14 protein-coding genes are annotated in these 18,884 nt (G+C 69.3%); 9 read left to right on the top strand and 5 right to left on the bottom strand.

The features are described 5' to 3' along the window. Positions 1 to 19: 19 nt before the first annotated feature. From ACZ4UU_RS19365 to ACZ4UU_RS19340, 6 genes are all read left to right on the top strand, one after another. Positions 20 to 1,339, top strand: coding sequence for a recombinase family protein (locus ACZ4UU_RS19365; RefSeq protein WP_468041260.1), 1,320 nt, complete (start codon positions 20 to 22; stop codon positions 1,337 to 1,339). After that, on the top strand, positions 1,317 to 3,350 hold the full coding sequence (locus tag ACZ4UU_RS19360) for a thioredoxin domain-containing protein (protein WP_468041259.1): 2,034 nt from the start codon (positions 1,317 to 1,319) through the stop codon (positions 3,348 to 3,350). Before ACZ4UU_RS19365 ends, ACZ4UU_RS19360 begins: the two co-directional genes overlap by 23 nt. 202 nt (positions 3,351 to 3,552) lie before the next feature. Beyond that, complete coding sequence (locus ACZ4UU_RS19355; protein ID WP_468041257.1) at positions 3,553 to 4,842, top strand: glycosyltransferase; 1,290 nt, start codon at positions 3,553 to 3,555, stop codon at positions 4,840 to 4,842. Beyond that, a complete protein-coding gene (locus tag ACZ4UU_RS19350; protein ID WP_468041255.1) occupies positions 4,839 to 6,497 on the top strand; it encodes an ArnT family glycosyltransferase in 1,659 nt (552 codons plus the stop codon). The genes ACZ4UU_RS19355 and ACZ4UU_RS19350 overlap by 4 nt, the downstream gene beginning before the upstream one ends. Then, positions 6,494 to 7,699, top strand: a complete 1,206-nt coding sequence (locus ACZ4UU_RS19345; protein ID WP_468041254.1) for a glycosyltransferase — start codon at positions 6,494 to 6,496, stop codon at positions 7,697 to 7,699. Before ACZ4UU_RS19350 ends, ACZ4UU_RS19345 begins: the two co-directional genes overlap by 4 nt. Then, on the top strand, positions 7,696 to 10,113 hold the full coding sequence (locus tag ACZ4UU_RS19340) for a galactose oxidase-like domain-containing protein (protein ID WP_468041252.1): 2,418 nt from the start codon (positions 7,696 to 7,698) through the stop codon (positions 10,111 to 10,113). The genes ACZ4UU_RS19345 and ACZ4UU_RS19340 overlap by 4 nt, the downstream gene beginning before the upstream one ends. Here ACZ4UU_RS19340 and ACZ4UU_RS19335 read toward each other — a convergent pair. The 3 genes from ACZ4UU_RS19335 to trhA form a co-directional block, all read right to left on the bottom strand. Continuing rightward, the gene (locus tag ACZ4UU_RS19335; protein ID WP_468041251.1) at positions 10,110 to 10,835 is read right to left on the bottom strand and encodes a Mut7-C RNAse domain-containing protein; all 726 of its coding nucleotides are present in this window, start codon (positions 10,833 to 10,835) and stop codon (positions 10,110 to 10,112) included. The genes ACZ4UU_RS19340 and ACZ4UU_RS19335 overlap by 4 nt on opposite strands. A gap of 33 nt (positions 10,836 to 10,868) precedes the next feature. Next, on the bottom strand, positions 10,869 to 11,498 hold the full coding sequence (locus ACZ4UU_RS19330) for a TetR/AcrR family transcriptional regulator (RefSeq protein ID WP_468041249.1): 630 nt from the start codon (positions 11,496 to 11,498) through the stop codon (positions 10,869 to 10,871). 119 nt (positions 11,499 to 11,617) lie between these two features. Continuing rightward, entirely contained in the window at positions 11,618 to 12,364 is a 747-nt protein-coding gene (gene trhA, locus ACZ4UU_RS19325; protein ID WP_468041247.1) for a PAQR family membrane homeostasis protein TrhA, read from the bottom strand. A gap of 355 nt (positions 12,365 to 12,719) precedes the next feature. On the opposite strand from trhA, the gene ACZ4UU_RS19320 reads away from it, so the two are divergent. Further along, positions 12,720 to 14,543, top strand: coding sequence for a phosphoenolpyruvate carboxykinase (GTP) (locus tag ACZ4UU_RS19320; protein ID WP_468041245.1), 1,824 nt, complete (start codon positions 12,720 to 12,722; stop codon positions 14,541 to 14,543). Between the two features lie 379 nt (positions 14,544 to 14,922). Here ACZ4UU_RS19320 and ACZ4UU_RS19315 read toward each other — a convergent pair whose 3' ends face one another. Together ACZ4UU_RS19315 and ACZ4UU_RS19310 are read right to left on the bottom strand one after the other, a co-directional pair. Beyond that, a complete protein-coding gene (locus ACZ4UU_RS19315) occupies positions 14,923 to 15,357 on the bottom strand; it encodes an SCO4983 family protein (RefSeq protein ID WP_468041243.1) in 435 nt (144 codons plus the stop codon). A 104-nt stretch (positions 15,358 to 15,461) separates the two neighbouring features. Next, positions 15,462 to 16,673, bottom strand: a complete 1,212-nt coding sequence (locus ACZ4UU_RS19310; protein WP_383460407.1) for a pyridoxal phosphate-dependent aminotransferase — start codon at positions 16,671 to 16,673, stop codon at positions 15,462 to 15,464. A 125-nt stretch (positions 16,674 to 16,798) separates the two neighbouring features. Here ACZ4UU_RS19310 and ACZ4UU_RS19305 point away from each other — a divergent pair, with 125 nt between their 5' ends. Next, a complete protein-coding gene (locus ACZ4UU_RS19305; RefSeq protein WP_468041241.1) occupies positions 16,799 to 17,461 on the top strand; it encodes a hypothetical protein in 663 nt (220 codons plus the stop codon). A gap of 487 nt (positions 17,462 to 17,948) precedes the next feature. Further along, complete coding sequence (locus ACZ4UU_RS19300) at positions 17,949 to 18,881, top strand: S1 family peptidase (RefSeq protein ID WP_468041239.1); 933 nt, start codon at positions 17,949 to 17,951, stop codon at positions 18,879 to 18,881. Positions 18,882 to 18,884: the final 3 nt, after the last annotated feature.

The raw sequence follows: 18,884 nt of genomic DNA, 5'->3' as shown, positions 1-18,884 counted from the left end.
CAGTGTGAACAACGTTGGAGTGGCTGAGCCGAGCCGATTGATTGCGGTTGTCTCCTACGCGCGTACGTCGGAGGACGTCCGGCAGCGTGATGGCCACGGGGTGCGCTATCAGTTGCGGATCAATGAACGGACAGCGCGTGAATTCGGATGCACGGTGGTTGCCTCGTACAGCGACAACGGTCGCAGCGCGTCCAAGACGGGAGTGGTCCGGCCTGGATTCGACCGGTTGGTCGCGGACCTGGCACGTGGGAGGACCGACAGCGGACAGCGGATCGACGGGGTCGTCTGCGTCGCGGACGACCGGCTGTATCGCCGCGCGGAGGATCTGACGCGGTTCTTCGCCGCATTGACCAGTCGGCCCGGACGGATCTACGTCGATCCGCAGGGAGCCCGGGATCCGTACTCGCGGGAGGGGCTGTTGCAGGCGGTGCGATCACTGGACGTGGCGGTAGCGGAGACACTGGTCAGGAGTCGCCGGGTGTCGGACTGGCACTGGGCGCGTGCCGTCGAAGGCGAACCGCACAGCGGGCCGAGGCCCTTCGGCTGGCAGGAAGACCGGATCACGCTTCACCCTGAGGAAGCGAAGCTCGTTGAGCAGGCGATCCGCGACCGCATCGCAGGGAAGGCGGTCCGGGCCATCGCGGCCGACTGGTGTGATCTCGGGGTTTCGGGGACTCGTGGTGGCAGGCCCAACGCACAGACGGTCACACAGATCATCACTGCGCCAAGAGTTTGCGGCTATCGGGCCAACCGAGGCGAGTTGCTGTTCATCCCGGAGACAGGGCAGCCTGTGCACGGGCAGTGGGAGCCCATTGTCATGCCGGAGCAGTGGCGCAAGGTGTGCGCCACGTTCTCGCCCGGGAGCCTGTATCTCCACAGGGGAAGCGGTGCTCCCAGACGTTCTGGGCAGCGACGGACAACTCCTCGCCACCTGGCCACTGGCTTTCTGCGCTGTGGGGCGCAACGTCCCGACGGCAAGATGTGTCGGGGCGCGCTGTGCGCTCAGAAGGGAAGGAGTAAGAAGAGCCCGTACGTCTACTCCTGCCGAGACTGCGGTCGATGCAGCATCAGCGGGCCACTGGCTGACGAGGCCCTTGAACGGCTGGTCCTGTCTGAATACTCAGGGACCGGGAAGCTGCCACAGCTCGTGCGTGACCGCTGGCGATCCGGGGACATGGGGCTTGAGGAGAAGCGAGAGGTCGCCGCATCCGTCGTTCCTCGCTGCATCGTCCGCCCCGGGGTGAAGGGGACCGCGCACTGGGATCACACGCGAGTGCAACCCCTGCTGGAGCACTCCGGTCAGGCAGGATGGAGACATGCCGAACCGACTGGCCCATGAGACATCCCCGTACCTCCTCCAGCACGCCGACAACCCCGTCGACTGGTGGCCCTGGTCGGAAGCGGCCTTCGCGGAGGCGCGACGGAGAGAAGTTCCCGTACACCTGAGCGTCGGATATTCCAGCTGCCATTGGTGCCATGTCCTGGCTCGGGAAAGCTTCGAGGACGAGGCAGTCGCCGCCTACATGAACGCGCACTTCGTCAACATCAAGGTCGACCGCGAGGAACGCCCCGACGTGGACGCCGTCTACATGGAGGCCGTCCAGGCGGCCACCGGCCAGGGCGGCTGGCCCATGACCGTGTTCCTCACCCCGGACGCCGAGCCCTTCTACTTCGGCACGTACTTCCCGCCCGCGCCCCGGCAGGGCATGCCGTCCTTCCGGCAGGTGCTGGAGGGGGTGCGCAGCGCCTGGGTCGACCGGCGGGACGAGGTCGCCGATGTCGCCGGGAAGATCACCCGGGATCTCGCGGAGCGGGAGATCTCCTACGGCGGTGGCGAGGCACCCGGTGAGGAGGAGCTGGCGCAGGCGCTGCTCGGGCTGACGCGGGAGTACGACCCGCAGCGCGGCGGGTTCGGGGGCGCGCCCAAGTTCCCGCCGTCCATGGTGATCGAGTTCCTGCTGCGGCATCATGCGCGGACCGGCTCCGAGGGCGCCCTGCAGATGGCGCGGGACACCTGTGAGCGGATGGCCAGGGGTGGTATCTACGACCAGCTCGGGGGCGGGTTCGCGCGCTACTCCGTCGACCGCGACTGGGTCGTGCCGCACTTCGAGAAGATGCTGTACGACAACGCCCTGCTGTGCCGCGTCTACGCCCACCTGTGGCGCGCCACCGGCTCCGAGCTGGCCCGCCGCGTCGCCCTGGAGACCGCCGACTTCATGGTGCGGGAACTGCGCACGAACGAGGGCGGGTTCGCCTCCGCGCTGGACGCCGACAGTGACGACGGGACCGGCCGGCACGTCGAGGGCGCGTACTACGTGTGGACGCCGGAGCAGCTGCGCGAGGTGCTGGGCGAGGAGGACGCCGAGCTCGCCGCCCGGTACTTCGGCGTCACCGAGGAGGGCACCTTCGAGGAGGGCTCGTCCGTGCTGCAACTCCCGCAGCAGGACGGGCTGTTCGACGCCGAGAGGGTCGCCTCGATCCGCGAGCGGCTGCTCCGGCGGCGCGGTACGCGCCCAGCGCCCGGCCGGGACGACAAGATCGTCGCCGCCTGGAACGGCCTCGCGGTAGCCGCCCTCGCCGAGACAGGTGCCTACTTCGACCGCCCCGACCTGGTGGAGGCCGCGCTCGGCGCCGGTGACCTGCTCGTACGGCTGCACCTCGACGACCACGCCCGCCTCGCCCGCACCAGCAAGGACGGCAAGGTCGGTGCCAACGCGGGCGTACTGGAGGACTACGCCGATGTCTCCGAGGGCTTCCTCGCGCTCGCGTCCGTCACCGGCGAGGGGGTCTGGCTGGAGTTCGCCGGGTTCCTGCTCGACCACGTCATCGCCCGCTTCACCGACGCGGAGTCCGGCGCGCTCTACGACACCGCCGCCGACGCCGAGCAGCTGATCCGCCGCCCCCAGGACCCCACCGACAACGCCGCCCCCTCCGGCTGGAGCGCGGCCGCCGGTGCCCTGCTGAGCTATGCGGCGCAGACCGGTGCGGAGCCCCATCGGGCCGCCGCAGAGAAGGCGTTGGGCGTCGTCAAGGCCCTCGGTCCGCGGGTGCCCCGGTTCATCGGCTGGGGTCTGGCCGTCGCCGAGGCCAACCTCGACGGGCCGCGCGAGGTCGCCGTCGTCGGTCCGTCCCTCACGGACGAGGGCACAAAGGCCCTGCACCATACGGCACTTCTGGCCCCCGCTCCGGGCGCGGTCGTGGCCGTGGGGACTCCAGGGAGTGACGAGTTCCCGCTCCTCGCGGACCGGCCCCTCCAGCAGGGGCAGCCCGCCGCGTACGTCTGCCGCAACTTCACCTGCGACGCCCCGACCACCGATCCGGACCGCTTGCGAACCGCGCTGAGCAGCTGAGAGAGGAGTGCAACAGCAGTCCGAGCGGGGTGGTTACGCAACCTGTGTTCGAATTGTTCACTCTCGCGGCTCGTTGTGATGAAACGCGCTCTTCACCGAAAGGGCCTGCACGCTTCACAGATCCCCCCTAATGTCTGCACAGTGACGCGACAGGTGTAACTCACCGTCGCGACAGGGGGCATTGGGGATCTGGGGGGATCTGTTGCTGACGTCTGTCTTCATAGCCGTCGTCTCGCTGGCCTTGTTCTGGATGGCGGCTTTCACCCTGTGGTGGCAGATGCACGCGTGGCGCACGCCCGAAGTGCTCGCCTCCACCCGGTTCAGCAGACCGGACGGCGGCGAGCACGTGTCGTTCTCGCTGCTGTTGCCGGCCCGGCACGAACAAGCCGTGCTGGACCACACCATCCAGCGGCTGCTGGAGTCCACACACACCGACTTCGAGATCATCGTCATCGTCGGGCACGACGACCCGGAGACCACGGAGGTGGCCGAGAAGGCCGCGGCACGTGATCCGCGCGTCCGGGTCGTCGTCGACACCCACGAGAAGAAGGACAAGCCGAAGGCCATGAACACGGCGCTGCCGCACTGCCGCGGCGACGTCGTCGGGGTCTTCGACGCCGAGGACCAGGTCCACCCGGAGCTGCTCGCCCACGTGGACCACGCGTTCCGGACGACCGGGGCGGACGTCGTCCAGGGCGGCGTCCAGCTGATCAACTTCCACTCCAGCTGGTACAGCCTGCGCAACTGCCTGGAGTACTTCTTCTGGTTCCGGTCCCGACTGCACCTGCACGCGCAGAAGGGGTTCATCCCGCTCGGCGGCAACACCGTCTTCGTACGCACCGACGTGCTGCGGGAAGCCGACGGATGGGACCCCAACTGCCTCGCCGAGGACTGCGACCTGGGCGTACGGCTGTCCAGCGTCGGCAAGAAGGTCGTAGTCGCCTACGACTCCGACATGGTGACCAAGGAGGAGACGCCCGGCAGCCTGATGTCGCTGCTCAAGCAGCGCACCCGCTGGAACCAGGGCTTCCTGCAGGTCTACCGGAAGAAGGACTGGAAGCAACTGCCCACCCTCGGACAGCGGTTGCTCGCCCGCTACACGCTCATGACACCGTTCATGCAGGCCTTCACCGGGCTCGTCATCCCGCTCAACATCGTGATCGCCGTCTTCCTCGACGTGCCGGTGAGCGTCGCCTTCATCACCTTCCTGCCGGCCGTCACCGCGCTCGTCACCTTCGTCTTCGAGGTCGTCGGACTGCACGACTTCGGCAAGCAGTACGGACTGCGCGTCCGCTTCGCCCACTATCTGAAGCTCATCGTGGGCGGCCCCTTCTACCAGGTGCTCCTCGCCGGCGCCGCCGTCCGCGCCGTATGGCGTGAGCAGCGCGGCCGCAACGACTGGGAGCTCACCACCCACGTCGGCGCGCATCTCACCCACGCCGAAACCCGTGCCGGAACGGCCCGAGACCTCCGAGAGGACGTCACCGCGTGACCTCCACCCTTCCCGCGGTGACCACTCCGAAGGTCCCCGCGCAGAGACAACCTGTCCCTACGCAGCGTTCGACCGGCCGAACAGAGCCGCCGAGTCGGCTCCGCTCCTCCCGCCCCGACCTGATCCTGTGCGGCGTACTCCTCGTCGCGATCCTCGTCGTGCAGGGCTGGAACATCGCCGACTACCCGACCCTCAGCGACGACGAGGGCACCTATCTCGCCCAGGCCTGGGCCGTCCAGGAGGGCCGGGGCCTCGCCCACTACACCTACTGGTACGACCACCCGCCCCTCGGCTGGATCCAGATAGCCCTGCTGACCTGGATACCCGCCGCGCTCAGCCCCGACTCGATGACCGTCGGCACCATGCGCGCCGCGATGCTCGTCATCAGCGCGGTCAGCGCGGTGCTCGTCTACGTGCTCGGCCGTCGGCTGTCGCTGCCGCGCTGGGCGGCCGGGCTCGGCATGGTCCTGTTCGGCCTCTCCCCGCTGTCGGTCGTGCTCCAGCGGGAGATCTTCCTCGACAACCTCGCGGTGATGTGGACGCTGCTCGCCTTCGCTCTCGCCGCCTCCCCGAGCCGACACCTCTGGCACCACTTCGGCGCCGGGATCGCCGCCGCCACGGCCGTACTGACCAAGGAGACGATGCTCTTCGTCCTCCCCGCGGTCCTGGTCACCATGTGGCGGCACAGCCACCGCGACACCCGCAAGTTCGCCCTCACCGGCGCCGTCACCGCCTGCGTGCTGATCGGCCTGTCGTATCCGCTGTTCGCGCTGCTGAAGGGCGAGCTGTTCCCGGGCAGCGGGCACGTCTCGCTGTGGGACGGCATCAAGTACCAGATGACCAGGCCCGGTTCGGGCTTCATCCTCGACCAGGGCTCCGGCTCCTGGGGCGTCCTGCAGTCGTGGCTCTACTACGACCGCGTCCTCATCGTCGGCGGCCTCGCGGGCGGCCTGCTGCTCCTGCTCACCTGGCGCTGGTCGGTCACCGCCCGTGCCCTGGCCGGACCCTCGTGCGCGGTCGTCGTCCTAGCCCTGGTCGCCATGCGCCCCAGCGGCTACCTGCCCGCCATGTACGTCATCCAGGCCCTGCCCTTCCTCGCCCTCGTCCTCGCCGGAGGAACGGCCTCCGTCGCCCACGCCGTACTGCGGCGCCGGCGGTCCGAGGCGGAGAAGCGGTACGTCACCGGCGCGCGGTACGCCCTCGCGGCCGCCCTCGCGCTCGCCGCCTGCGCCTATGTCGTCCCGCGCTGGTACGACGGCGCCCGCACCGCCGTCACCGCCGACGCCAACGCGCCCTACCAGGCCGCCTCGAAGTGGCTGGCCACAAAGGTGGCCGACCCGAAGGACACCCGGGTCCTCGTCGACGACGCGCTGTGGCTGGACCTGGTCCACGCCGGGTACGAGCCCGGGCTCGGGGCCATCTGGTTCTACAAGGCCGACCTCGACCCGGCCGTGACGAAGACGATGCCGCGCGGCTGGAAGGACCTCGACTACGTGGTCGCCTCGCCGACGGTACGGCGGGACGCCGTGGACCTGCCCAACGTGCGGGCGGCGATGGAGCACTCGACGCCGGTCGCCGTGTTCGGCACCGGCGATGACCGCATCGAGATCCGTCGGATCCGCCAGAACCAGACATCATCCGGAGGCGTGCGATGACCCACGAATTCACCGCCCCGGGCGAGTTGGGCGAACCGTCCGTCCAAGCCACCGAGGTGCCGGAGCCGGGCGCCGTCACCATCGTCGTACCGACCTTCAACGAGTCCGCGAACGTACGGCAGTTGCTGAACCAGATCACCGAATCCGTGCCGTCCCGGCTGCCCTGCGAGGTCGTCTTCGTGGACGACTCCACCGACGACACCCCGCAGGTCATCAAGGAGGCGGCCCAGGACTGCCCGTTCCCCGTGACCGTCGTCCACCGCGACGAACCGGTCGGCGGGCTCGGCGGCGCGGTCGTCGAGGGGATGAAGGCGGCCGGCTCGGACTGGATCGTCGTCATGGACGGCGACTGCCAGCACCCGCCGTCCCTGGTCCCGGAGCTGGTCGCCACCGGTGAGCGGGCGAACGCCGGGCTGGTCGTCGCCTCCCGGTACATCAAGGGCGGCAGCCGGGCCGGGCTCGCGGGGAGTTACCGGGTCGCCGTCTCGCGCGGCGCCACCTGGCTGACCAAAGCCCTCTTCCCGCGCCGGCTGCACGGCGTCAGCGACCCGATGAGCGGCTTCTTCGCCATCCGCCGCAGTGACATCACCGCGGACGCGCTCAAACCGCTCGGCTACAAGATCCTGCTGGAGCTGGCGGTCCGCAGCCGCCCGCGCACGGTCACCGAGGTGCCGTTCGTCTTCCAGGAGCGGTTCGCGGGGGAGTCCAAGTCCACGGCTGCGGAGGGGCGCCGCTTCCTGCGCCACCTCGCCGGACTGCGTACGGCGGACCCGCTGGCCCGCATGGTCGTGTTCGGACTGATCGGCCTGACGGGCTTCGTGCCGAACCTCGTCGCGCTGTGGGCGATGACCCGGGCGGGCCTGCACTACCTCCCCGCCGAGATCGTCGCCAACCAGTTCGGCGTGGCCTGGAACTTCCTGCTCATCGAGAAGCTGCTGTTCCGCGACCGACGTGTCCACCGCCACTGGGCCGACCGCACCGTCCGGTTCGCGCTCCTCGCCAACGCCGACCTGGTGCTGCGCATTCCGCTGATCGCGCTGCTGGTCGGCCAGTTCGGGCTGGCCGTCCTGCCGGCCACCGCGCTGGCCCTGGTCATCACCTTCGTCCTGCGTTTCGTCGGTACCGAAGCGCTGGTCTATCTGCCGCGCCGGAGCGGGAAGGGCACCGCGCGCGGGAGCCGCACAGCAAGGAGTTCCGCATGAGAACCAGCCGCAAGAGATCCGGGAGGAGAACGGCCCTGCTGGCCGTCATGGGCCTCACCGGAGGCCTCCTTCTCACCTCGCCCGAGTCCGCCTCCGCCGCCAACCTCATCAAGAACCCCGGCTTCGAGACCGCCGGCACCGACGACATGCCCTACTGCTGGAAGAAGTCCGGCTGGGGCGACAACGACTTCACCTTCGAGACGACGACGGACGCCCACAGCGGCTCCAAGGCGATGAAGGTGTCGCTGACCCGCCGGGTCGAGGGCGACCGCAAGGCGCTGATCACCGAGTCCGCCGAGTGCGCGCCCGTGGTCACGCCGGGCAAGCAGTACGACCTGGGGCTCTGGTACAAGTCGACCACCCCCGACGCCTCGGTCACGCTCTTCCGGCACGACGCGACAGCCGGCTGGCAGTACTGGACGGACCTCAAGACGCTGGAGCTGGCGGCCGGCTGGACCGAGGCGACGGTCCGCACACCCGAGGTGCCGGCCGGCACCGACCGCATCGCCTGGGGTGTCTCGGTCTACGGCACCGGCTCGGTCACGACCGACGACTACACGATGGACCAGGTCGCCGACCCCGTCCCGGACCCGGTGTGCACGGGTACGGCCGAGGAGTGCGCGAACGGCCGCTGGGACGTGCTGCCGACCCAGAACCCGGTGCGCTCCATGCACTCCGTCGTCCTCAACAACGGCAAGGTGCTACTGATCGCGGGCTCCGGCAACGACCCGACGGCCTTCGAGGCGGGCACGTTCACCAGCGCGGTCTACGACCCGCAGAACGGCACGTACAAGCAGATCCCCACGCCCAAGGACATGTTCTGCGCCGGGCACGTCCAGCTCGACGACGGCCGTGTCCTCGTGATGAGCGGCAACAAGGGCTATCCGTCCGCCGACGGCACGATCGGCTACCAGGGCTACAAGGACTCGTACGTCTTCGACCCGGTCACCGAGACGTACAGCAAGACCAACGACATGAACGACGGCCACTGGTACCCGTCGGCCACCATCCTCGGCAACGGTGACGTCATCTCCTTCGGCGGACTCAAGGAGGACTCCACCGGCTCGGTGACCGCCGAGCTGTGGTCGGACGCCGAGCAGAAGTGGCTGGAGCTCTGGAAGGTCAACCAGACCTGGTCGTACTGGGGCCTGTACCCGTCGATGATCCTGATGCAGGACGGCCGCCTCTTCTACTCCGGCAGCCATGTCTTCGGCAACAACATCCCGGGCACGGGCTCGGCGATCTACGACTACGACGCCAACACGATCACCCAGGTCCCGGGCCTGCAGAACAAGGACGAGCGCGACCAGTCCGCGAGCGTGCTGCTGCCGCCGGCCCAGGACCAGAAGGTCCTCACCATCGGCGGCGGCAACATCGACTCCAACCCGGACGCGAACCGCCTCACCGACGTCATCGACCTCAAGCAGCCCAACCCGTCCTACGTCGCCGGACCGCCGCTCCCGCAGGGCACCGTCGACCTCGGAGCCGGCAAGGTCCCGCAGACCGGCGACCAGGGCAAGATGTACGCCTCCGTCGTGCTGCTGCCCGACGGCAAGGTCCTGGAGACGGGCGGCGCGCTGCACAACCGGGCCGACCCGGTGTACGAGTCGTCGCTCTACGACCCGGCGACGGGCACCTTCGACCCGGTGGCGACCGACCCGGAGGAGCGCGGCTACCACTCCTCGGCGTTCCTGCTGCCCGACGGCCGGGTGATGGCGACCGGTGACAACCCGGGCAACGGCAGCTGGAACCACGACGTGTCGATCTACACCCCGCCCTACCTCCTCAAGGGCGAGCGTCCGACGATCACTTCGGTCATCGACACCGAGTGGACGTACGGCGACACCCAGCGGATCACCGTCGACCGGCCCATCGCCAAGGCCGAGCTGATCCGACCGGCCGCCGTCACCCACTCCTCGGACCCCAACCAGCGGTTCGTGGACCTGCCGCTGTCGGTGGACGGCGACAACGTCGACCTGAACGTGACGAGCAACCCCAACCTGGCCCCGCCCGGCTGGTACATGCTCTTCGCGGTCGACGCGAACGGCGTGCCCTCGGTCGCCAAGTGGGTCCACCTCCAGGGCCCGCAGGCCCTGAGCGCGACGGACGCCTCCGCGCACGTCCACGACTTCGCCGACCACCTCAAGGGCAAGGTCACGGGCCCCGGCAAGAAGCGGACGTCCCAGAAGGTCAGCCCGACCGTCTCGGGCTGCGACCGGCACTACGGCTCCGTCAACGTCTGCGTGCCTACGGACTTCCCGCCGACGGTGAAGGCGACGACGAAGGCCCGCTGCGACTGGCTGAAGAAGAACGACTACGGCCGCCTGAAGGTCAACGGCAAGGACGACCCGCTGCGGCTGGACCCGAACCGGGACGGGACCGCCTGTGGGAAGGGTGATGTGACCCGGCGTTAGCTCGCGTAGTCGGCGAGGGCGCGCTCCACGATGGCCACCAGCTGTTCGTGGTGCGCGCCCTTCCAGTACGCCCGCTTGCACTGCGTGCACTGCGCGAACACGTCGTACGACCGCTGCGTTCCGCCCTCCAGCTGGTCCGCCACCTCGTCCTTCGTGGCTGCCGTGAGCAGGCCGTTGCAGGCGGAGCAGCGGGTCCAGGGGCGCAGTTCGGGCCGGAACCGGTCCAGGACGTCGCGGAGTTGGTCGTCGGGCCGCGTGCTGTAGACATACGCCCCGGCCCACAGCTCACGGCGGCGCAACAGCCCTCGGTCACGGCTCAGCATGACCCGTTGCTCGGCGGCCGAGAGCGCGGCCAGCGCCGGGTCGCCGATGTCCGTCGACTCGTACGCCGTGTCCACGCCGAGCAGTCGCAGACGGCGGGCGAGGGTGCCGAGGTGGACGTCGAGCAGGAAGCGCAGGGGAGCGCCGGGCACCCGCTGGGGGTGCCGGACGGGGTGTACGGTCACGGCCTCGCCCGCCGTCGGGATGTGCGACACCGGCACCTCCCGGCCGTCCACGACCAGGGTGCCGACCTCGGTCAGCGGGACGCCGAGGGACTCGACGACGTGGCCGAGGGTCGAGACGCCGTCGGTGGTGACGGCGCTCGCGCCGGCGCGCCGTCCGTTGGGCAGGAACAGGCACAGCTCGGGGGCGAACTCGACCTGGATCTCGGGACCGTTCACCTGGTCAGGATGTCACGGTACGGCGCTCGCGCCTCAGGTGTTTTTCGCGGGGAGGCCGTGCTCGATGACGTGCAGGGCGCGGTCGAGGAGGTCGAGGAGGTCGTCCTTGAAGTCGTTCTCGGCCCAGTACAGGGAGATCTCCGCGAGGCCGCCGATCAGGGACATCGTGTAGACCCGTGCCTCCAGGCCGTTCCGGTCGAGGCCGCCTCGCTCGGCGACGGCCTCGGCGAGCATCCGGCCGGTGACCGACATGCTCTCCAGCATCCGGGACCGCACGGCCGGGACCTGCACCAGCAGATGCGACCGCAGCCGGACGACCTCTGGCCCCTCCTCCATCCCGGCCCTGATCGCCAGCCGCATGACGTGCCGCAGGGACTCCGTCCACGGCTCGTCCGCCGGCCGCCTGCGCAGCTCGTCCAGCAGGGTCGGGTCGTACTCGTCCGTGAGGACGATGTCCTCCTTCGTCGGGAAGTAGCGGAAGACCGTGGACGGTGACACCTCGGCGCGCTCGGCGATCTGCTCGATCGTGGTGGCGTCGTAGCCCTGTTCCTTGATCAGCGCGTACGTCGCGTCGCGGATCGCCGTCCGGGTCTTGATCTTCTTCCGCTCCCGAAGCCCCAGCTGGGGGTGGTCGGCCAGAGGGGAGGAGCGCGCGGGGGTCATGGGCTCATTGTCGGGCATCAGCCCCCTCGACAGCCATGTCCTGGGTCGCGACGGGCTCCCCGGAGAGCAGGCTGCCGAGCCGCCCTCTGGCGGCAGCCGGCCGCCGGTGACCGGGTGGGCTACGCGTGCTGGTAGGCGACCAGCGAGATGCCCACGTAGTGCGTGATGAACGCCGCGAGGGTGAGGGAGTGGAAGACCTCGTGGAAGCCGAACCAGCGCGGTGACGGGTTGGGGCGCTTGATGCCGTAGATCACGCCGCCCGCGCTGTAGAGGACGCCGCCGACGATCACCAGGACCAGTACCGCGATGCCGCCGGTGCGCATGAAGTCCGGCAGGAAGAAGACGGCCGCCCAGCCCATCGCGATGTAGCAGGGGGTGTAGAGCCAGCGCGGGGCGCCGACCCAGAAGACCCGGAAGACGATGCCCGCCGCCGCGGCGGCCCAGATGCCCCACAGCAGCCACTGACCCTTGGCCTCCGGCAGGAGCAGCATCGTCAGCGGTGTGTAGGTGCCCGCGATGATCAGGAAGATGTTGGCGTGATCCAGTCGGCGCAGGATGCCGTCCATGCGGGGGCTCCAGTTGCCCCGGTGGTACAGCGCGCTCACGCCGAACAGCAGGCAGGCCGTGAGGGCGAAGATCCCGCAGGCGATCCGGCCTCTGGTCGAGTCCGCGAGGGCGGTGAGCACGAGGCCCGCGACGAGCACGGCCGGGAACATGCCGAGGTGCAGCCAGCCGCGGAGCTTGGGCTTGATCTCGTCCGTGAGCTGCTGGGCGTGGTGCGCGATCTGGTGCGACAGGGAGGGCGCGCCGGATCCGCGGCCGGCGGCCGGCGTGTCCGTTGGCGCGTCGGGGACAGGCGCAGTCATGGGGGGCATCGTACCTACGGAACCGTAAGTTACGTATCAGCACGGTGAGATGAGAGCCCGGAAGTGGCCATCATCTCATGGGATGCCCGCGCGGCGCGCACCTGGGGTGAAGACGCGGTGACGCATCGAAAACATCTGGATGAGTGGCGATGCTCACGCCGCTCACTTGTGACGCCCTCTGGACATATGCGCAGACGCGTCGGATGATCAAATGAGTGCGGTCGGCACCGGATGAGCGCGAAAGATCGGGACGGCGGATCCAGACCACTCCCGTTCGCGAAGCATCCGGGTCGCGGCCCCCACGGGGCATACAAGGGCATATTCAGGACAAAAAATCCCTCTCTTAGGAGCAACCGTGGCGCGCGACATCGCGGCTCCCCCCGTCGTCCCCACCCACCACCCGGAGCTGGTCTCGTGGGTGAACGAGATCGCAGAACTCACGCAGCCGGACAACGTGGTCTGGTGTGACGGATCCGAGGCCGAGTACGAGCGTCTGTCCGAGGAGCTCGTCGCGAAGGGCACCTTCAGGAAGCTCGACCCGATCAAGCGCCCCAACTCGTACTACGCCGCCTCCGACCCGACCGACGTCGCCCGCGTCGAGGACCGGACCTTCATCTGCTCCGAGAAGGAGGAGGACGCCGGCCCGACGAACCACTGGATGGACCCCGCCGAGATGCGCGAGGTCTTCTCCGGTGAGAAGGGCGTCTTCCGCGGCTCGATGCGCGGCCGGACGATGTACGTCGTCCCGTTCTGCATGGGCCCGCTCGGCTCCGAGCTCTCCGCGATCGGCGTCGAGATCACCGACTCCGCCTACGTCGCCGTCTCCATGCGCACCATGACCCGTATGGGCCAGGCCGTGCTGGACGAGCTCGGTGAGGACGGCTTCTTCGTGAAGGCCGTGCACTCCGTCGGCGCCCCGCTGGAGGCCGGCGAGCAGGACGTCCCCTGGCCGTGCAACCAGACCAAGTACATCTCCCACTTCCCGGAGAGCCGCGAGATCTGGTCCTACGGCTCCGGCTACGGCGGCAACGCGCTGCTCGGCAAGAAGTGCTACGCCCTGCGCATCGCCTCGGTCATGGCCCGCGACGAGGGCTGGCTGGCCGAGCACATGCTGATCCTGAAACTGACCCCGCCGCAGGGCGAGTCCAAGTACGTGGCGGCGGCCTTCCCCTCCGCCTGCGGCAAGACCAACCTCGCCATGCTGGAGCCCACCATCTCCGGCTGGACCGTCGAGACGATCGGCGACGACATCGCCTGGATGCGCTTCGGTGAGGACGGCCGCCTCTACGCCATCAACCCCGAGGCCGGCTTCTTCGGCGTCGCGCCCGGCACCGGTGAGCACACCAACGCCAACGCGATGAAGACGCTGTGGGGCAACTCGGTCTTCACCAACGTCGCCCTCACCGACGACAACGACATCTGGTGGGAGGGCATGACGGAGGAGACCCCGGCCCACCTGACGGACTGGAAGGGCAACGACTGGACGCCCGAGGCAGGCGTACCGGCCGCCCACCCCAACGCCCGCTTCACCGTCCCCGCCTCCCAGTGCCCGATCATCGCGCCCGAGTGGGAGGACCCCAAGGGCGTGCCGATCTCCGCGATCCTCTTCGGCGGCCGCCGCGCCACCGCCGTACCGCTGGTGACGGAGTCCTTCGACTGGAACCACGGTGTGTTCCTCGGCGCCAACGTGGCCTCCGAGAAGACCGCGGCCGCCGAGGGCAAGGTCGGCGAGCTGCGCCGCGACCCGTTCGCGATGCTGCCGTTCTGCGGCTACAACATGGGCGACTACATGGCCCACTGGGTCGACGTGGCCAAGGACAAGGACCAGGCCAAGCTGCCGAAGATCTACTACGTCAACTGGTTCCGCAAGAACGACGAGGGCAAGTTCGTCTGGCCCGGCTTCGGCGAGAACAGCCGCGTCCTGAAGTGGATCGTCGAGCGCCTCGACGGCAAGGCCGAGGGCGTGGAGACGCCGATCGGCATCCTGCCGACCAAGGACGCCCTCGACACGAGCGGCCTCGAACTGGCCGACTCCGACCTCGACTTCCTCCTCACCGTCGACAAGGAGATCTGGCGCGAGGAGGCCGCGCTGGTGCCGGACCACCTCAACACGTTCGGCGAGCACACGCCGAAGGAACTGTGGGACGAGTACCGGGCGCTGGTCTCGCGCCTGGGCTGAAGCCCGACTCCCAAGACTCCGCGGCCGGTCTGGATGCGCCCTGACCAGTGATCGTCACGGCCGGCCGCGGTGTGGAACGGCGAGGCCGCGCACAATGGCGTGCGTGGCCCTGGGCCTGCTGTTGCCTTCTCCCGCTCGCCCCGACGGGGGGTGGGGCAACGGCAGGCCTTCGCCGATCGGGCGCGGGTGCTTCGCCGGGTGCGGGTGGGTGGGGGCTGGTCGCGCAGTTCCCCGCGCCCCTGAAAGCGGGGCCGGCGCCGTGCCGTGTCTTTAGAGGCGCGGGGAACTGCGCGACCAGCCACAACGAACCGCCGGCCGCGCTACGACAGCACTCCCCAGGGCGAAGGCGATGCCCCCGGCCCAAGCCACGCAGTGAACGTCAGCCGACGCCGGTCAACTCCTGCGGCTCGGCCTGCGCAGCAGCTTGCGCAGCGGCATGCGCGTCCATCCGCTCCGCGGCCAGAATCGCCACCGCCGTATCCGCACGGGACGCGGCGACAACCAGTGCCCGCCCGGCAAGGGCATGCGCACGCCGATGCAGTGCCGCGAGCCTCGCCTGACCGCCGGAGGCACCCGCGCGGGCCGGCGCGGGACCGCCCCGCAGTCGGGCCACCTGCTCGGCGAGCCGCTCGGCCGCCGTGTCGAGGTCGGCCGTGGGGGCCGCCGCGCGCAGCTCGTCGGTGACGGCGAGCAGTGCGGCGAGATGGCCGGCGAGCTGGATGTCCAACTCCTCCTCGCGCGAGCGGTGAGGGAAGTCGGTGGTGTTGCCGGCCATCGTGCTGTGGACCGACTTGGTTCGGATCGGTTCGTACATGGGGATGGCCTCCTGTGCGCTGACAGGAAGCCATCCTAGCTTAGATTTCGTCTAAAGTTGAGCCGTTCACAAGACAGGGCCGTCCGTTGTACGCAGCGTGAGCGTCAGGGCTGGCTGTACCCGTCCAGGAACCGTCCGATCCGGGTCACCGCGTCCCGCAGGTCCGTGACCGTCGGCAGCGTGACCACGCGGAAGTGGTCCGACTCGGGCCAGTTGAAGCCGCTGCCCTGGACCACCATGATCTTCTCGCTGCGCAGCAGGTCCAGGACCATCCGCCGGTCGTCCTTGATCTTGAAGACCTTGGGGTCGAGGCGCGGGAAGAGGTACAGCGCCCCCTTCGGCCGTACGCAGCTCACGCCGGGGATCTGGGTCAGCAGCTCGTAGGCGACATCCATCTGCTCCTTCAGCCGCCCCCCGGGCAGCACCAGGTCATTGATGGACTGCCGCCCGCTGAGCGCGGCGACGACCCCGTGCTGGCCGGGCATGTTCGCGCACAGTCGCATGTTCGCGAGGATGGTGAGGCCCTCGATGTAGGAGTCGGCGTGGGCGCGCGGACCCGAGATCGACATCCAGCCCACCCGGTACCCGGCGACCCGGTATGCCTTCGACATGCCGTTGAAGGTGAGGGTGAGCAGGTCGGGGGCGACGGCTGCGGTCGGGGTGTGCGTGGCACCGTCGTAGAGGATCTTGTCGTAGATCTCGTCCGAGCAGACGAGCAGGTTGTGCCGGCGGGCGATGTCCGTCAGCCCCCGGAGCATCGCCTCGTCGTACACGGCCCCCGTCGGGTTGTTGGGGTTGATGATGACGATGGCCTTGGTGCGGTCGGTGACCTTGCGCTCGACGTCGGCGAGGTCGGGCATCCAGTCGGACTGCTCGTCGCACCGGTAGTGGACGGCGGTGCCGCCGGAGAGGGACACGGCGGCGGTCCACAGGGGATAGTCGGGCGCGGGCACGAGAACCTCGTCCCCGTCGTCGAGCAGCCCCTGCATCGCCATCACGATCAGCTCGGAGACGCCGTTGCCGATGAAGACGTGCTCGACGTCGGTCTCGATGCCGAGGGTCTGGTTGTGCATGACGACGGCCCGGCGCGCGGCGAGCAGCCCCTTGGCGTCGCCGTATCCGTGCGCCGTGGACACGTTCCGGAGGACGTCCTCCAGGATCTCGGGCGGGCACTCGAAGCCGAACGCGGCCGGGTTGCCGGTGTTCAGCTTGAGGATCCGATGCCCCGCCGATTCAAGCCGCATCGCCTCCTCGAGCACCGGGCCCCGGATCTCGTAACAGACGTTGGCGAGCTTGGTCGACTGGATCACCTGCATGTCAAGGAGCTTACGGCTGCGTAACGTCCGGTGGGTCGTGTTTTCCGCCACGTGAGACGTGCCGATTTGGGTTGTTATCGCCGGTAGCTGTCCCGGGATCGTCGCCGTCCCTAGAATGCGCGCCCATGTCCAGGCCGCCTGAGCGCGAGAACGAGACGCCCCAGGGGCAGCCGAACGTGTACCACCCACGGCCGGCGGCGCCCCCGGCCTACGAGGCGTACACGGACCCGGCGGCCGCGCACGGCTGGCAGAACGCGTACGACGAGACGGCGCAGCTGCCTCGGGTGGGCAACGCCGGGACTGCCGAGGGAGTGGGCGCCGGAGTGGCCGGGGGCGTGGGTCGACGAGCGCGCCGCAGGGCGCGGGCTCGGGCGTCGCGCCGTCTGGTGATCGCGGCCGGCGCGGTGGGCGCGCTGTCGGCGGCGGCGCTGATCGCGGGGCTCTCCCCGTCCGGCTCCTCGCCGGAGGGCGCCCCGCGAGGCAAGCAGAGCGGCGACGGTACGAGCTCGACGGCGGCGCCCTCGGTGGACCCGACCGGAGCCTCGGACACCGAGCCGGACACGCCCCGCACGTCCGACGCCACCGCCGCGCCCCGTGCCGACGCCCCGGGCACCTCGCCGAGCCCCACCGCCTCCGACGTGGACGACAGCACCCCCTCGTCGACGCCCTCCGTCACGAGCGCGGCGCCCTCGACCCCGACCGCCACGGCGAGCACGGCCACACCGGGCGACGAGGGACGGGACGACCATCCGGGCCGAGGGCTGGGAAAGACGAAGGGCCCCCGATAGCAGGGGCACGGTGAGGGCGCCCCCGGGTGGTGGCGAGCGCGCGGCGGCCGGTGAACTCCATCGGTCTTCGGCTGGTCGCGCCGGAACACCGAGGCCGGTGCCCGCGCTCGCCCTCGCCGACCAGGATCTCCAACTGGTCATGGCCGATGGGCTGTTCCGCGACAGGAGTGATGCAACGCGTCAGACGCGGCTTTGCGTTGTACGCGGCGACCACTCACCGAAACGGCACGGCCTGTCGTGGCCGACAGTGCTGTGTAGATGTCATGACGTCCCGGTGTCCATGAGGCGGCTCCGTCAACTTCTCGTGGGTGTCCTGTGCCGCCGCCCCGGCCCTCCTCGCTCCCCGTGATAGGGAAAGCCCTACGGACTGAACTCGCCGGTAAGCAACTCCTTGTCCCCACCCCCCTCCTGCGTGAGAATGTGCATGACAAAAGTGCGGGTGGCCGGAGATTCTTCGGTCACCCTCCTCGTATGAGGGGACCCCCACATGAGAAAACCTCTCGGCGCCGCCCTCCTCGCCCTGGCGATAGCCGGGGCCGGCGCCGCACCCGCGGTCGCGGCTCCCGTGGAACCGGCCGCTGCCTTCGGCAAGGGCGTGGACACGGGCTCGGTCACGTCGGTGGTCAATGACACCGTCGCCTCCACCGCCGACACCCTCGGCCAGGTCCTGAACGGTCCCAAGGTCCGGGCCGTGAACTTCGCCGGCACCGTCGCGCTCAGCAACTGTTCGGGCTCCGTCGTCCGCTTCCCGGACTCGGAGGACAACGACCCGGCGCTGGTCATGACCAACGGCCACTGTCTGGAGACCGGCATGCCGGGCCCCGGCGAAGTCGTGGTCGACCGGGCCTCCAGCCGTACGTTCAGTCTGCTCAACGCTTCGGGCAGCCGGGTCGGCACACTGCGGGCCAGCAAGATCGCTTACGGGACGATGACCGACACGGACGTCGCCTTCTACCAACTCACCACCACGTACGCGCAGATCAAGAGCTCGTACAGCATCAACCCGCTGACGGTGGCCGACACCCACCCGGTCAAGGGCACCGCCATCACCGTCGCCTCCGGCTACTGGAAGCGGCTGTACAACTGCAACATCGACGGGTTCGCCTACCGGCTCAAGGAAGGCGACTGGACCTTCAAGGACTCGGTCCGCTACACGTCCGCCTGCAACACCATCGGCGGCACGTCCGGCTCCCCCGTCATCGACCAGGCCACCAACCAGGTCGTCGCCGTCAACAACACCGGCAACGAGGACGGCGAGCGCTGCACGGTCAACAACCCGTGCGAGGTCGACGAGAGCGGCGACGTCACCGTCCGCCAGGGCATCAACTACGCCCAGCAGACCTACCAGATCCCCGCCTGCTTCGGCGTCGACAACAAGCTCGACCTGAGCGCGAGCGGCTGCGTACTGCCCAAGCCGTAACCG

The sequence above is a fragment of the Streptomyces sp. NPDC028907 genome, assembly GCF_055564995.1.
This window is presented reverse-complemented; position numbering and strand designations above follow the sequence as displayed.

What these genes read in the sequence shown, in the direction of transcription:
- ACZ4UU_RS19360 (WP_468041259.1), top strand. Translation starts at nt 1,317, where the DNA reads ATGCCGAACCGACTGGCCCATGAGACATCCCCGTACCTCCTCCAGCAC.
- ACZ4UU_RS19305 (WP_468041241.1), top strand. Translation starts at nt 16,799, where the DNA reads ATGTCCAGGCCGCCTGAGCGCGAGAACGAGACGCCCCAGGGGCAGCCG.
- ACZ4UU_RS19310 (WP_383460407.1), bottom strand. Translation starts at nt 16,673, where the DNA reads ATGCAGGTGATCCAGTCGACCAAGCTCGCCAACGTCTGTTACGAGATC.
- trhA (WP_468041247.1), bottom strand. Translation starts at nt 12,364, where the DNA reads ATGACTGCGCCTGTCCCCGACGCGCCAACGGACACGCCGGCCGCCGGC.
- ACZ4UU_RS19340 (WP_468041252.1), top strand. Translation starts at nt 7,696, where the DNA reads ATGAGAACCAGCCGCAAGAGATCCGGGAGGAGAACGGCCCTGCTGGCC.
- ACZ4UU_RS19315 (WP_468041243.1), bottom strand. Translation starts at nt 15,357, where the DNA reads ATGTACGAACCGATCCGAACCAAGTCGGTCCACAGCACGATGGCCGGC.
- ACZ4UU_RS19345 (WP_468041254.1), top strand. Translation starts at nt 6,494, where the DNA reads ATGACCCACGAATTCACCGCCCCGGGCGAGTTGGGCGAACCGTCCGTC.
- ACZ4UU_RS19330 (WP_468041249.1), bottom strand. Translation starts at nt 11,498, where the DNA reads ATGACCCCCGCGCGCTCCTCCCCTCTGGCCGACCACCCCCAGCTGGGG.
- ACZ4UU_RS19300 (WP_468041239.1), top strand. Translation starts at nt 17,949, where the DNA reads ATGAGAAAACCTCTCGGCGCCGCCCTCCTCGCCCTGGCGATAGCCGGG.